The 14,479-nt window shown below is 72.0% G+C and carries 11 protein-coding genes; 7 read left to right on the forward strand and 4 right to left on the reverse strand.

Translation table 11 applies throughout. The features are described 5' to 3' along the window. Positions 1 to 5: 5 nt before the first annotated feature. Positions 6 to 1,637, reverse strand: a complete 1,632-nt coding sequence (gene pruA / locus ACFTZL_RS27545; RefSeq protein ID WP_382587962.1) for an L-glutamate gamma-semialdehyde dehydrogenase — start codon at positions 1,635 to 1,637, stop codon at positions 6 to 8. A gap of 34 nt (positions 1,638 to 1,671) precedes the next feature. Continuing rightward, positions 1,672 to 2,598, reverse strand: coding sequence for a proline dehydrogenase family protein (locus ACFTZL_RS27550; protein WP_382587964.1), 927 nt, complete (start codon positions 2,596 to 2,598; stop codon positions 1,672 to 1,674). Positions 2,599 to 2,789: 191 nt separating this feature from the next. On the opposite strand from ACFTZL_RS27550, the gene ACFTZL_RS27555 reads away from it, so the two are divergent. The 6 genes from ACFTZL_RS27555 to ACFTZL_RS27580 all read left to right on the forward strand — a co-directional run bounded on the left by ACFTZL_RS27555 (position 2,790) and on the right by ACFTZL_RS27580 (position 10,471). Continuing rightward, a complete protein-coding gene (locus ACFTZL_RS27555) occupies positions 2,790 to 4,049 on the forward strand; it encodes a PucR family transcriptional regulator (protein ID WP_382587966.1) in 1,260 nt (419 codons plus the stop codon). A 102-nt stretch (positions 4,050 to 4,151) separates the two neighbouring features. Next, positions 4,152 to 5,468 (forward strand): vanadium-dependent haloperoxidase, encoded by a 1,317-nt coding sequence (locus ACFTZL_RS27560; RefSeq protein WP_382587968.1) that lies wholly within the window; start codon positions 4,152 to 4,154, stop codon positions 5,466 to 5,468. Positions 5,469 to 5,576: 108 nt separating this feature from the next. Beyond that, positions 5,577 to 7,070, forward strand: a complete 1,494-nt coding sequence (locus ACFTZL_RS27565; RefSeq protein ID WP_382587970.1) for an ABC transporter substrate-binding protein — start codon at positions 5,577 to 5,579, stop codon at positions 7,068 to 7,070. After that, entirely contained in the window at positions 7,067 to 8,830 is a 1,764-nt protein-coding gene (locus ACFTZL_RS27570) for an ABC transporter permease subunit (RefSeq protein ID WP_382587972.1), read from the forward strand. Before ACFTZL_RS27565 ends, ACFTZL_RS27570 begins: the two co-directional genes overlap by 4 nt. After that, positions 8,820 to 9,788 (forward strand): ABC transporter ATP-binding protein, encoded by a 969-nt coding sequence (locus ACFTZL_RS27575; protein WP_382587974.1) that lies wholly within the window; start codon positions 8,820 to 8,822, stop codon positions 9,786 to 9,788. The genes ACFTZL_RS27570 and ACFTZL_RS27575 overlap by 11 nt, the downstream gene beginning before the upstream one ends. After that, complete coding sequence (locus tag ACFTZL_RS27580; RefSeq protein WP_382587976.1) at positions 9,785 to 10,471, forward strand: ATP-binding cassette domain-containing protein; 687 nt, start codon at positions 9,785 to 9,787, stop codon at positions 10,469 to 10,471. The genes ACFTZL_RS27575 and ACFTZL_RS27580 overlap by 4 nt, the downstream gene beginning before the upstream one ends. Here ACFTZL_RS27580 and ACFTZL_RS27585 read toward each other — a convergent pair. Continuing rightward, complete coding sequence (locus ACFTZL_RS27585; RefSeq protein ID WP_382587978.1) at positions 10,458 to 11,036, reverse strand: TetR/AcrR family transcriptional regulator; 579 nt, start codon at positions 11,034 to 11,036, stop codon at positions 10,458 to 10,460. The two genes, ACFTZL_RS27580 and ACFTZL_RS27585, sit on opposite strands and share 14 nt — an antisense overlap. Positions 11,037 to 11,161: 125 nt before the next feature. On the opposite strand from ACFTZL_RS27585, the gene ACFTZL_RS27590 reads away from it, so the two are divergent. Continuing rightward, on the forward strand, positions 11,162 to 12,703 hold the full coding sequence (locus ACFTZL_RS27590; RefSeq protein ID WP_382587980.1) for an MFS transporter: 1,542 nt from the start codon (positions 11,162 to 11,164) through the stop codon (positions 12,701 to 12,703). Between the two features lie 7 nt (positions 12,704 to 12,710). On the opposite strand, the gene serA is transcribed toward ACFTZL_RS27590, so the two are convergent. Continuing rightward, positions 12,711 to 14,300 (reverse strand): phosphoglycerate dehydrogenase, encoded by a 1,590-nt coding sequence (gene serA, locus ACFTZL_RS27595; RefSeq protein WP_184598626.1) that lies wholly within the window; start codon positions 14,298 to 14,300, stop codon positions 12,711 to 12,713. Positions 14,301 to 14,479 lie beyond the last annotated feature (179 nt).

A 14,479-nucleotide genomic window follows, 5' to 3' on the forward strand; every position in this document is an offset into this window, starting at 1 on the left:
GGGTCTCAGCCCATGTGCGGGTAGGTGTAGTCGGTCGGCGGGACCAGCGTCTCCTTGATGGCGCGGGTCAGGGTCCAGCGCATCAGGTTCTGCGGGGCGCCGGCCTTGTCGTTGGTGCCGGAGGCACGGCCGCCGCCGAAGGGCTGCTGGCCGACGACGGCACCCGTCGACTTGTCGTTGATGTAGAAGTTGCCGGCCGCGTAGCGGAGCTTGTTCGCCGTGTAGGCGGCCGCCGCCCGGTCGTTCGCGATGACCGAGCCGGTCAGGGCGTAGTCGGAGACGGACTCCATCTGGGTCAGCATCTCGTCGTACGCGTCGTCCTCGTAGACGTGCACGGCGATGATCGGGCCGAAGTACTCGGTGCGGAAGACCTCGTTCTCCGGGTCGCTGCACTCGATGACGGTCGGACGGACGAAGTAGCCCTCGGAGTCGTCGTAGGTGCCGCCCGCGACGATCGTGCAGGTGGCGTCCTCCTTGGCGCGGTCGATGGCGGCCTTGTTCTTGGCGAAGGCACGCTCGTCGATGACGGCGCCGATGAAGTTCGACAGGTCGGTGACATCGCCCATCCTGATGCCGTCGACCTCGGAGGCGAGCTCCTCCTTGAAGCCGGAGTTCCAGATCGAGGCGGGGATGTACGCGCGGGAGGTGGCGCTGCACTTCTGGCCCTGGAACTCGAAGGCACCCCGGGTGAACGCCGTCTTCAGGATCGCCGGGTCGGCCGAGGGGTGGGCGACGAGGAAGTCCTTGCCGCCGGTCTCGCCGACCAGCCGCGGGTAGGTGCGGTACTTCTCGATGTTGTTGCCGACCGTCTTCCACAGGTACTGGAAGGTGGGGGTCGAGCCGGTGAAGTGGATGCCCGCGAGGTCGCGGTGCTCCAGGGCGACCTTCGAGACCTCGATGCCGTCACCGGTGACGAGGTTGATGACGCCCTTGGGCAGACCGGCCTCCTCCAGGAGCTGCATGAGCAGCACGGCGGCGTGGGTCTGCGTCGGGGACGGTTTCCAGACGACGACGTTGCCCATGAGGGCGGGGGCCGTCGGGAGGTTGCCCGCGATGGCGGTGAAGTTGAAGGGCGTGACCGCGTAGACGAAGCCCTCCAGCGGGCGGTGGTCCAGACGGTTCCACACGCCCGGGGAGTTCGCCGGGGGCTGCTCGGCCAGCAGGTCGCGGGCGTAGGCGACGTTGAAGCGCCAGAAGTCGATCAGCTCACAGGGCGTGTCGATCTCGGCCTGCTGGGCGGTCTTGGACTGGCCGAGCATGGTGGAGGCGGCGAGCGTCTCGCGCCAGGGGCCGGACAGCAACTCGGCGGCGCGCAGGATGATCGCGGCGCGGTCGTCGAAGGACAGGGCACGCCAGGCGGGCGCGGCGGTCAGGGCCGCGTCGATGGCGTCCTGGGCGTCCTGCTGGGTGGCGTTGCGGTACGTGCCCAGCACGGCCTGGTGGTTGTGCGGCTGCACGACCTGGAAGGCCTCGCCGCCGCCCAGCCGCTTCTCGCCGCCGATGGTGCAGGGCAGGTCGACGGGGTTGTCGGCCAGCTCCTTCAGCCTGGCCTCGAGCCGGGCACGCTCGGGCGAGCCGGGGGCGTAGCCGTGCACCGGCTCGTTGACGGGTGTGGGCACCTGGGTTACAGCGTCCATGTTTTCCCTAACTCCTTACTGAGCGGTGTGTCGGTCAGCCCTTGGTGAGCATCGATCGTGCGAAGAACCGCAGGTTGGCCGGTTTCTCGGCGAGCCGGCGCATGAAGTAGCCGTACCAGTCGGTGCCGTAGGCCGTGTACACGCGCATGCGGTGGCCCTCAGCGGCGAGGCGCGACTGCTCGTCGCTGCGGATGCCGTAGAGCATCTGGAACTCGTACTCGTCCAGCTTGCGCCCGGCGCGGTGGGCGAGCTCCTGGCTGATGGCGATCAGGCGCGGGTCGTGGGACCCGATCATCGGGTACCCCGTCCCCTCCATCAACGTACCGAGAATCCGCACGTATGCCCGATCGATCTCGTGTTTGTCCTGGTACGCGACCGAGGCGGGCTCCTTGTACGCGCCCTTGACCAGGCGCACCCGGCTGCCGTTGGCGGCGAGGCGGCGGGCGTCGGCCTCGGTGCGGAAGAGGTAGGCCTGGATGACGCAGCCGGTCTGCGGGAAGTCCTTCCGCAGCTCTTCGTGGATGGCGAGCATCGAGTCGAGGGTGGTGTGGTCCTCGGCGTCCAGAGTGACCGTGGTGCCGATCTCGGCGGCGGCCTCGACGACCGGGCGGACGTTCTTCAGGGCCAGCTCGTGGCCGTCTTCCAGCGCTTGCCCGAACATCGACAGCTTCACCGACATCTCGGCGCGGGTGCCGAGTTCCAGCGGCTTGAGGCGGTCGATCAGCTCCAGATAGGCGTCCCTGGCCGCGGCGGCCTGCGCGGGGTTGGTGATGTCCTCGCCGACGACGTCCATCGTCAGCTCCAGACCCCGGTCGGCAAGCTCCCGGACCACCGGGACGATGTCGTCGACGCCTTCACCCGGGATGAAGCGGTCGACGACCTGCTTGGTCACCGGGGCCGCCGAGATCAGGCGTCGCATCCGGTCGCTGCGAGACGCGGCGAGAATCACGGGACCCAGCACGGGGCACCTCCAGAGCACAACCAAACGGATGGCCGGACCCCGGGCGGATGACGCTTCGGGTACGGCACGGAGAACCACCGTGAAACCTAAGGATCCCTTCGATCGTCGGCCATCGACAGTTGTCACGCATCCGTGCCGCAGATCTCAGACAGATGTATGAAGGGCCTTGGTTGGTGGGGGACAATGCCCGCATGACGTCGGAACACCGGGGCGACTACGAGGAGCTGGTCGACGAGATCTCGGAGCTGCTCGGCGCGCCCGCGACACTGGAGAACCGGGACTTCGAGCTGATCACCTTCGGGGCGTACGACAGTGAGGGCGACCTCGATCCGTCGGCCCTGGATCCGGTGCGCACCCGTTCGATCCTCACCCGCCGTTCGACCACGGCCGTCCGGGCGTGGTTCGAGGGCTTCGGGATCACGCGTGCGACCGGCCCGGTGCGCATCCCGCCGACGCCGGAGGCGGGGGTCAACCGGGGCCGGATCTGCCTCCCCGTCCGCCACCGGGGCGTGGTCCACGGCTACATCTGGCTCCTGGACGACGATCCCGGCCCGAGCGAACGCCAGCTCTCCGCCGCCATGGAGGTCACGACCCGGATCGGGGCACTGCTCGCGGACGAGGCCCAGCACGGTGCCGACCTCAGCCGCGAACTGCGAGCCGTCCTCACCGCGGAACGCGACTGGCAGCGCGACATGGCCATAGCGGAACTCCGCACCGCCCTCGGCTCCCGCGCCGACGGTCTGCACACGGTGGTCTGCGTGGCCCCCTGGCCCACGGCCGACCCCGACGACGCCCCCTCGGTCCGCACGATGCCGGGCGCGACAGCCCTGTGCACGCTGCCGTGGGGGGCGTCGGCCCAGTGCGTGGCCCTGCTGATCCGCCTGCGCTCGACGGACGTACTGACTCCGGCGACCACGGCGGCGGCGCGGCTGCTGGAGCGGGCGGGCGGCGGCGCTTCCTCCGCCGGGGCCGGGTCCAGGCAAGCGAGTACCTCCGCCCACGGGCCTGCCGGCCCCGCCGCCGGCCTCGCCACCCCCCGCTCCGGCCTCGCGGAGCTGGGCACCGCCTGGTGGGAAGCGTCCGCGGCGGCTCGGGCGGCGCTGGCCGAGGCCCGGCTGGGTCCGGTCGCGCAGTGGGCGGCGATCGGTCCGTTCCGGCTGCTCACCGCGCTGCCGCCGGACGTGGCCCGCGACCCCGTCGTCCACGCCCTGCTCTTCCCGGTGCACCGGGAACTCGCCCGTACCGCCGAGATCTACCTCGACTGCGCCGGCCAGGCCGCCCGGGCCGCCGCCGAGCTGGGCATCCACCGCCAGACCCTGTACTACCGCCTGTCCCGGATCGAGAAGCTGACCGGCCTGGACCTGGACGACGGCGAGGACCGGCTGCTGCTGCACATGGCGCTGAAAGGGGCTCGGCTCGCGCGCGGCGACGCCATGGGACCTTCCAGGTGAGACCCATCGCCCGATCGGGCGGTGCTCAGCACGGACCCGTGTCGTCCGGCGCCTCCCACGGTCACGGTTCTCCTGGTGTGCCATCGACTCGGAGGAGTGCACGTGCGGAACCGACGCGCCTGGTCGACGCGAACGGCGGTGGCGGGGCTGGCCTGCGGGGCGCTCGCGCTCGCGCTGCCGTGCGCCCAGGCGAGTGCCGGGCCCGGCCGTGCCGCGCGAGTGGTGTCCGGGGCCGAGCACGACGGCCAGGGCGATCACGACGCCGCACTCGTCGTCGAGTGGATGCGCACGGCGGATGCCACCATCAAGACCGAGGCCCGCCCGTCTCCGCCCGAGTTGTTCATCCTGGAGGCGTACGTCTCCACCGCCGTCTACAACGCCGTCGTCGGCGTCGAGGGCCGCTTCGCCCCGTACAAGTGGGACGAGCGGGCGCCTCGCACGGCTTCGTCAGAGGCGGCTGCCGCCTCGGCCGCGCACCAGGTGCTGCGCCATCACTTCCCCGGGGCCGCCGCCCGGTTGGACGCCGCCCTGACCGGCTCCCTCACGAAGATCCCCGACGGCAGGGCCGAGGACGAGGGCGTCGCGTTCGGCAAGCGCGCCGCCGCCCGCATCATCGACCTCCGCCGCGGTGACGGTCGCGGCGCGACCGTGCCCTTCCCCTCGCACCCACGGCCCGGAATCTGGCGCCCCACCCCTCCCGGACACGAGCCCTTCACCACCGCCTGGATCGGCAGGGTCCGGCCGCTGCTGCTGGACTCCCCGCACCAGTTCCGCCCGGGCCCGCCGCCGGGGCTCCGCTCGGCCCGGTACGCGAAGGACCTCGGCGAACTGGCGCACTACGGAGGACGGACCGGCTCACACCGGACGCCCGAACAGACGGACACCGCGCACTTCTTCGTCGCTCCGGACCTGCAAGCGGCCCTGGGGGACCACGCCACCCGGCACGGGTTGGACATCGCCGAGACGGCGCGCCTGTACGCGGCGGCCAACACGTCCCAGGCGGACGCGGTCATCACCGCCTGGGACGCCAAACTCCACTACGGCACGTGGCGACCGGTCACCGCCATCCGGGAAGCGGACACGGACGGCAACCCGGCGACCCGGGCGAACCGGAACTGGGAGCCGCTGCTCGTCACCCCGTCACATCCCGACTACCTGAGCGGCCACGCCACCATGGGCGGCGCGCTGATGCGCATGCTGAGCGGGATCCTCGGCACCTCCCGCGTCGACCTGCACATCCCGTCGGCCGGCACCGGCACGTCGCGCCACTACCGCCATGCCCACGAGTACGAACGGGACGTCGTTGACGCCCGGGTCTGGGGCGGGATCCACACCCGGACGGCGGACGAGGTGGGCAGCGCCACCGGCCGGCACCTCGCGGCCTGGGCACTGCGGAAGTACTTCCGCCCGATGCCCTGACCTCTGGTGCTCTGACATCGACGACAGAGCACACTTCTGAAAACGATTATCATCATGCTACGGTCGTGGCACATTCAATCATTGACCAGGCCTTGACCGAGGTGTCCCGTGCGCGTCCCCGCTCGTCTCGCCCCCCTCACCGCCGTCGCTGCGGCTTCCGTCCTGCTCACCGGCTGCTTCACCGGCACCCAGCAGGCCACGGACGACTCCGGGCCCGGAGGCAAACGCATACGCGTCGCCATGCTCCAGCCACCCCGTTCCGGCCTCTCCCCGCTCTCCGACGACGCGTTCAAGCTGTCGCGCTGGTCGACCGCCGAGACGCTCGTGAAGCTGGACGCCGAGGGCGACGCCCGGCCCGCGCTCGCCACCGAGTGGCAGCAGTCCGGGAAGAGTTGGACCTTCACCCTCCGCGAGGGCGTCACCTTCCACGACGGCACGAAGCTCACCCCCGAAGCCGTCGTCCAGGCCCTCACGAAGGCCGCCACCGCCTCCCCCAAGCCCCGCATCCTCGACGGCGTCGACCTGACCGCGAAGGCGGACGGCGACCAGGTCACCGTCACCACCGCCGCCGAGGACCCCCTGGTCCCGCAGCGACTCAGCTCCCCGCAGCTCGCGATCCTGGCGGCGAAGGCCTACCGGGGGAAGACGGTCGACCCCGTCGGCGCCGGCACCGGTCCCTTCGAGCTGACGAAGGTCGACGGCACCTCATCCGCCACCCTCGACCGCTACGACGGCTACTGGGGCGGGAAGGCCGAATCCCCCGGCATCGACGTGAAGTTCGTCCCGGACGGCACCGCCCGCGCGGCGGCGCTGCGCAGCGGCGAGGCCGACATCGTCGAGGCGATCCCCGTCTCGCAGGCCGCCGTCCTCGACCAGGACCTGGTCACCGAGGTCCCGATGCCGCGCACCAACACCCTCTACCTCAACACCGGGAAGGGCGCCTTCGAGGATCCCTCGATCCGGGCGGCGGCCCGGGAGGCGATCGACGCCGAGTCGATCGTGAAGGGCGTGTACGAGGGCCGAGCCGATGTCGCCGAGGGCCTGCTCGGACCCGCCCTGCCCTGGGCCGCCGATCTGCGCGCACCGGTCGAGCGCGCCGAGCCCGGCGACCCGGCCGGCAAGACCGTCACCATCGGCACGTACACCGACCGCTCCGAGATGCCCGAGGTCGCGGCCGCGCTGCAACAGCAGCTCCAGAAGGCCGGGTTCAAGGTGAAGCTGGACGTACGCGAGTACGCGAACATCGAGTCCGACGCGCTCGCGGGCCGCTTCGACGCCTTCGTCCTCTCCCGCGCCACCGTCCTCGACTCCGGCGACCCGGCCGCGTATCTCTACAGCGACTTCGCCTCCAAGGGCACCTTCAACCTCTCGCACTTCGCGGACCCCGAGGTCGACAAGGCACTGAAGAAGGCCTCCGACACCCGGGTCGGCGATGCCCGCCGCAAGGCTGCCGTCGAGGCCGAGGCCGCCGTCCTGGCCGCTGACGCGGCCGTCCCGATGCTCCACGAGCGCGTGATCCAGGGCGATGCCGCCGGGGTCGTGAACGCCGCGCACGACCCGCGTGAGCGGGAACTCGTGACCGCGGACACCTACGTCAAGTGAGGTCCGTCCCCAAGAACACGGCCGGGCTGACCCGCTGCCTCGGTCTCCTCGCCGTCCTGGCCGTCGTCGGCCTGCTGCCCTGGCTCTCCCGCCGCGACCCGGCGCTCACCGTGCTGCGCGCCCGGTCGGCCGAGCAGGAGGCGACCGAGGAGGCCCTGGCCGCGATCCGCCGGGACCTCGGCCTGGACGCCGGTCCGCTGTCCCTGCTCGGACGGTGGGCCGCCGACCTGCTGCACGGCGACTTCGGCACCTCCTGGGTGTCGGGCCACGACGTCCTGCCCTCCGTGGTCGCCGGGCTCCAGGTGTCGCTGGGGCTGATGGGCGCGGCGCTCGGCGTGGCGGTGCTGCTGGCCGCCGCGCTGGTGGCGCCGGTGCTGGTGCGCGGGCGCGGCTCGGCCGGGGCGTTCGCCGCGATGCTGGCCGCCGTACCCGAGTTTCTGCTGGCCACCGTGGTGCTGCTGGTGTTCGGGGTGTGGCTCGGATGGCTGCCGACGTCCGGCTGGCAGAGCGCCGAGTACCTGGTGCTGCCCGCGCTCGCCCTCGGCGTGCCGGCGGGCGGGCTGCTCGGGCGGCTGGTGGCGGACGCGCTGCCCGCCGTGCTGGACGAGCGGTGGGCCGAGCTGTGGCGGGGCGCCGGGGTGAGCCGGGCGCGGATCGCGGGGGCGGCGCTGCGACGCGTTCTGCCGCCGCTGGTCCCGCAGTTCGGGATGGTCGCCGTCGGTCTGACGGGCGGCGCGGTGGCCGTGGAGACGGTGTTCTCGGTGCCGGGCATCGGCCGTACGGCCCTCGGCGCTGCCAGGTCGCAGGACCTTCCGCTGCTCCAGGGCTCGGTCCTCGCGCTGCTGCTGCTCGGGCTGGTCGCGGGCGCGATGGCGGCGGGCGTACGGCGCCGGCTGCTGGGGCCCGCGCTGCGGGACGCCGGGCTGACGCTGCCGCCGGCCCGCCCGGTCCGCGCGCATCCGGCGGTCCCGGTGGCACTGGCCGCCGTCCTGCTGCTCACGATCGGCTGGGGCCTGCTGCGCGACCCGTACACCGTGGACACCACCGTCCGTCTGGCCGCGCCCTCCTGGTCGCATCCGCTCGGCACCGACGGTCTCGGCCGTGATGTGCTGGCCCGGCTCGGTCACGGTGCCGCCTCGACGGTCGGCACGGCGGCGGCGGTCTGTCTGCTGGGCCTGCTGATCGCGCTCGTGCTGGGCTTCGTGCCGGGGATCGCGGCGGGCGCGTCGGACATCGCCAACGCCCTGCCCCCGGTGATCGTCGGCATCCTGGTCGCGGCGGCCGTCGGGCCCGGCACCGGCGGGGCGGCCCTGGCGGTCGCGCTGATCTCCTGGCCGGCCCTGTCCGCGCATGCGGCGGCCCTGGTGCAGGAGGTACGGGCGTCGGCGTTCCTCACCGCCCAACGGGCCATCGGGGCAAGCCCGTTCTGGATCCTCACCCGGCATGTCCTGCCGTCCGTCGCCGCCCCGGTCGCCCGCCATGCCCTGCTGCGGCTGCCGGGCATCGCCCTGGCCCTGGCCTCCCTCGGCTTCCTGGGCCTGGGCGCCCAGCCGCCCGCCCCCGAGTGGGGCCTGCTGCTGGAGGAGTCCCGGGCCTATGTGGAACGCGCCCCGTGGGCGGCCCTCGCCCCGGCGGTGGCCCTGGCCCTGCTGGCGGGTCTCGCGGTGTCGGGCGCGGCGCTCACCCAGGGCCGGAGGGTACGGCGAGCCACCCCGGCTCCGGTCAAGGCCGAGAAGAAGGAGGCCCCCGTTGGAGTCTGAGCCACTGCTGTCGGTGCGCGAGCTGCGGATCGCCTTCGACGGGGTCGAGGCCGTGCGCGGCCTGTCCTTCGACGTGCTGCCGCGTGAAGTCCTGGCGATCGTCGGCGAGTCGGGGGCGGGCAAGTCCCTCACGGCCCGCGCGCTCCTCGGCATGGCGCCACGCGGCGCGACCACCTGCGGGACGATCGCCCCGGACCTCTCGGCCCACCGCGGCCGCCGCATCTCCCTCATCCCTCAGGACGCCCTGTCCGCGCTCTCCCCCGTGCACCCGGTCGGCGATCAACTCGCCGCCGCCGTACGGTCGGTGGCCGGGCTCTCCCGCAAGGAGGCCCGGGCCCGGGCGGTCGCGGCCCTGGACCGAGTCGGCATCCCGGACGCGGCACGCAAGGCGCGGGCGTATCCGCACGAGTACTCCGGCGGCATGCGGCAGCGCGCCGTGATCGCCATGGCCACGATCAACGAACCCGACCTCGTGGTCGCCGACGAGCCCACCACCGCCCTCGACGAGGAACGCCGCGACCAGGTGCTGCGGCTGCTCGCCGAGCAGCGGGAGGCGGTCGGCGCCGCGCTGGTCCTGGTCACCCACGACATGGACGCCGTAGCGGGCCACGCGGACCGGATGCTGGTCATGTACGCCGGACGCCTCACCGAACTCGGCCCCGCGGACGAGGTGCTGGCCCGTCCCCGCGCCCCCTACACGGCAGGTCTGCTGGCGTCCCTCCCGCAGCACGCTCCCCCGGGCCGCCGGCTCCCCGCCCTGCGCGGCACCCCGCCCGCCCCGGGCACGCTCCCGCCGGGCTGCGCCTTCGCGCCACGCTGCCCGCTCGCTGCGGACCCCTGCCACACGGCGGAACCGGAGCCCCGGCAGGCCGCCGGACGTCTGGTCGCCTGCCACCGCTGGGAGGAACTCCCCCACCCCGCGACCGAGTTGTTCCTGACGGAAGGACAGCCGGCATGACCGGTCCCCTGCTCGACGTCCGCGACCTGGTCGTCCGCTACGGCCCGGTCACCGCCGTGGACGGCGTCTCCTTCTCCCTGGCCGCGGGCGAGACCCTCGCCCTGAACGGCCCGTCCGGCTGCGGCAAGTCCTCCACAGCCCTGGCGGTGCTCCAGCTACGCCGCCCGGCCGGCGGGGAAGTCCATTTCGAGGGGCGGGAGTTGACGTCCCTCTCGGAACGCGAACTGCGTCCGCTGCGTCCCCGCATGCAGCCCGTCTTCCAGGACCCGTACGGCTCGCTGAGCCCCCGCCACCGTATTCGGGACGCCATCGCCGAACCGCTGAGGGTCCAGGGCCGCTGGCACCCCGCCGACGGGCCCGCCCGCGTCGACCAACTCCTCGACCGGGTCGGTCTCGACCCCGCGTACGGCGACCGCCGGCCGCACGAACTCTCCGGCGGCCAGTGCCAGCGCGCCGGCATCGCCCGCGCCCTGGCCTGCGACCCACGCCTGCTGGTCCTGGACGAGCCGGTGTCGTCGCTCGACCCGTCGGTGCGGGCGGGCGTGCTGAACCTGCTCGCCGAACTCCAGGACGACCTGGGCCTCGGCTACCTGTTCATCTGCCACGACCGGGCGGTCGTACGGCACTTCGCGGACCGGGTGATCGAGATGCGCGAGGGACGCCTCGCGGTCACTTCGGGGTAGCGCCCTCGATCACCTGGCGGATCCCCTCGGCGAGCTGCCCGGCCTCGGGCGCGCTCTTCGGATCGAACGTCCACTGCGCCATGAGGCCCATCATCAGGGTCAGATAGAAGTAGCCGAGGGTGTCCACCCGCTCCTCGGGGACATCCTCCTCGCGCCCGCCGTGGAAGAGCGTGACGATGCCGCGCGCGCCTTCCCGCTGGGCCCGCGCGAGATGCTCCCGCACCTCCGGCAACTGGTCCCCCATGGCCACGATCTCCATGCTGAGGCGCCACATCGAACCAGGGTCCCGCATGGTGCCGATGATGTTCGCCCACACCTCCGTGAACCGCTCCAGCGACCCCGGCTCCCCGCCCAGCTCGCCCCCGCCCTCGAAGGCGCCGGACATCCCCTCCACCATCCCGATGTACGCCTGCGCCAGCAGCGCGTCCTTCGAGCCGTAGTGGTAGCCGATCGACGCCAGGTTGGTCCCCGACTCCTTGACGATGTCGCGCGCGGTCGTGCGCAGGAAGCCCTTGGCCAGCAGGCAGCGCTGGGCGCCTTCGAGCAGATCCTCACGGTGTCCCATGGCACGTCACCCTACCCCGGAGTCCATACACTCGTCCCATACACGCGTCCCATACGCACGTCCCACACGAACGTATTAAACAAACGTACTAGACAAGCGTTTAATACGCTCGTACAGTCCAGCCCATGACAACGAACCCCACCCCTCCGGCCCGCGCAGGCCGCCGCGAATGGACAGCGCTCGGCGTGCTGATGCTGCCGTTGCTGCTGGTCTCGATGGACGTCTCCGTCCTGTACTTCGCGATCCCCGCGATCAGCGCGGACTTGGAACCGAGCGCCACCCAACAGCTCTGGATCTTCGACATCTACGGCTTCGTCCTGGCCGGCCTGCTGATGACGATGGGGTCCCTGGGCGACCGCATCGGCCGCCGCAGGCTCCTGCTGTTCGGCGCCGCCGCCTTCGGCACGGCCTCCCTCGTGGCGGCCTACGCGAACAGCGCCGAGACCCTGATCGCCGCCCGCGCGGTCCTAGGCATCGGCGGCGCGACGCTGATGCCGTCGACGATGGCGCTGGTGCGCACGATGTTCACCGACCCCGCGCAGCGCACCAAGGCGATCGGTCTGTGGTCGGGCGTGATGACGGCCGGCATCGCGCTCGGCTCGGTGATGAGCGGTGTGCTCGTCGAGCACTTCTGGTGGGGCTCGGTCTTCCTGGTCAATCTGCCCGCGATGGCGCTGCTCCTGGTCCTGGGGCCCGTCCTGCTGCCCGAGTCGAAGAACCCGCGCCCCGGCCGCTTCGACCGGCTGAGCGTTCCCCTCTCGATGGCGGCGGTGCTCCCGGTGATCTACGGCCTGAAGGAGCTCGCGTCGGAGGGCTGGAACGTGCGGTACGCCATGTCGGTGACGGCCGGCCTGCTCTTCGCCGCGCTGTTCGTCCACCGCCAGCGCACGGCGGTGTCCCCGCTGATCTCACCGGAGCTGTTCCGGGCCCGCGGCTTCAGCCCGGCCCTCGTCCTCAACCTCGTCGCCGCCTTCGGCATGATGGGCTCGGCCTACTTCACGACCCAGTACATCCAGTCGGTCCTGGACAAGAGTCCCCTGGAGGCGGCGCTGTGGAGCCTGCTGCCGTCGGTGCCCATCGGACTGGCGGCCGTGGTCGGCGCGCAGCTCGTACAGCGGGGCGTTCCCCGCGCCTACGTCGTCGGCGGAGGCTTCGCGGTCACCGCGTGCGGCTACGTGCTGCTGGCCCTGGCCGGCACGGACTCGCTCTGGCTGCTGCTGGCCGCGTGCGCCGTCCTGGCCTGCGGCGTCGTCGTCGTCATGTCCCAGGTGGCCGACCTGGCCCTGAGCGCGGCCCCGATGGAGAAGGCGGGCGCGGCCTCGTCCCTGCTGGAGACGGGCACGGAGTTCGGCGGCGCGCTGAGCATGGCGTTCCTGGGCTCCATCGGTACGGCCGTCTACCGCCACGAGATCCCGGCCTCGGCGCCCGCCCCGGCCCGCGAGACCCTGGGCGGCGCCCTGGCCGTCGCCGACCGGCTGCCGGGGCGCGCGGGAGACGCCCTGGCGACGGCGGCACGCGAGGCCTTCACCAGCGGTATGCACGCGGCGGCGATCACGAGCGCGGTGCTGCTGGTGGGAGCGGCGGTGGCTGCCACGGTGACGTTGCGGCGGATCCCCGAACAGAAAAACGCCGGACAGGCTGATCAGCTCAGCCCGTCCGGCGTGTGAGGAAAGGTCAGACCAGGTTCACGGAACGAGCGGAGGTCGTACCGATCTCCGCCGCCACCTCGGCCAGCACCCCGGCGGTCACCGTGTCGTCCACGGTCAGCACCGCCAGCGCCTCGCCGCCGGCCACGGCCCGCGACACCTGCATGCCGGCGATGTTGATGCCCGCCTCGCCGAGGATGCGGCCCACGGTGCCGACGACACCCGGACGGTCCTCGTACCGCAGCACGACCATGTGCTCGGCGAGCGCCAGGTCGACGTCGTACTCCCCGACCGCGACGATCTTCTGGAGGTGCTTCGGGCCGGCCAGCGTGCCGGAGACCGACACCTCCTCGCCGTCGGCGAGCGTGCCGCGCACGGTGACGACGTTACGGTGCTCGGACGCCTCGGAGCTGGTGGTCAGGCGCACCTCGACCCCGCGCTCCTGCGCGAACAGCGGCGCGTTCACGTAGGACACCGTCTCGTCGACGACGTCCTCGAAGACACCCTTGAGGGCGGAGAGCTCCAGCACCTTCACATCGTGCTGGGTGATCTCGCCGTACACCTCGACGTCGAGGCGGACCGCGACCTCACCGGCGAGCGCGGTGAAGATCCGGCCGAGACGCTCGGCGAGCGGCAGACCCGGCTTGACGTCCTCGGCGATGACGCCGCCCTGCACGTTCACCGCGTCCGGCACGAGCTCACCGGCGAGGGCGAGGCGCACCGAGCGGGCGACGGCGATACCGGCCTTCTCCTGCGCCTCATCGGTGGAGGCACCGAGGTGCGGGGTGGCGACGACCTGGTCGAACTCGAAGAGCGGGGAGTCGGTGCACGGCTCCTTGGCGTACACGTCGAGACCGGCACCGGCGACCCGGCCCTCCTTGAGGGCGGAGTACAGCGCCTCCTCGTCGACGATCCCGCCGCGCGCGGCGTTGACGATGCGCACGCTCGGCTTGACCTTGCGCAGCGCCTCGTCGCCGATCAGACCGAGGGTCTCGGGCGTCTTGGGGAGGTGGACGGTGATGAAGTCGGAGACCTCGAGCAGCTCGTCCAGCGACAGCACCTTGACGCCCATCTGCGCGGCGCGGGCCGGCTGCACATAGGGGTCGTAGGCGACGACCTTCATGCCGAAGGCGGACATGCGCTGGGCGACGAGGGCACCGATACGGCCGAGGCCGACGACACCGAGGGTCTTCTCGGCCAGCTCGACGCCCGTGTACTTGCTGCGCTTCCACTCGCTGTTCTTCAGCGCGGCGTTGGCCTGCGGGATGTTGCGGGCGGTGGCGAGCAGCAGACCGCAGGCGAGTTCGGCGGCGGTCACGATGTTCGAGGTGGGGGCGTTGACGACCATCACGCCGGCCTTGGTGGCGGCGGAGACGTCCACATTGTCCAGGCCGACGCCGGCTCGCGCGACGACCTTGAGCTTCTTCGCGGCGGCGATCGCCTCGGCGTCGACCTTGGTGGCCGAGCGGATCAGGATCGCGTCGACATCGGCGATGGCCGGGAGCAGCTCGGCTCGGTCCCCGCCGTTGCACTGCCGGATCTCGAAATCCGGGCCAAGCGCGTCGACGGTGGCGGGCGACAGCTCTTCAGCGATGAGTACGACGGGTTTCGAGCTCACGTGAGTCCTCACAAGTCCAGTGCTGCGGACGGCCGTCCCGACGGCCGCAGGCGGTGGAGGGGCTAGCCGCGTGGAAGACGCACGACGCTGTGAGCCTGACGCGTATATATGCAGCAGTGTAGTGGTGCTGCGGGGGGCGCCTCACGCCTGTGCGGAAGGATCACCCGGACGAGAAAGGT

Source organism: Streptomyces sp. NPDC056948 (assembly GCF_042674225.1).
Classification (GTDB): domain Bacteria; phylum Actinomycetota; class Actinomycetes; order Streptomycetales; family Streptomycetaceae; genus Streptomyces; species Streptomyces purpurascens.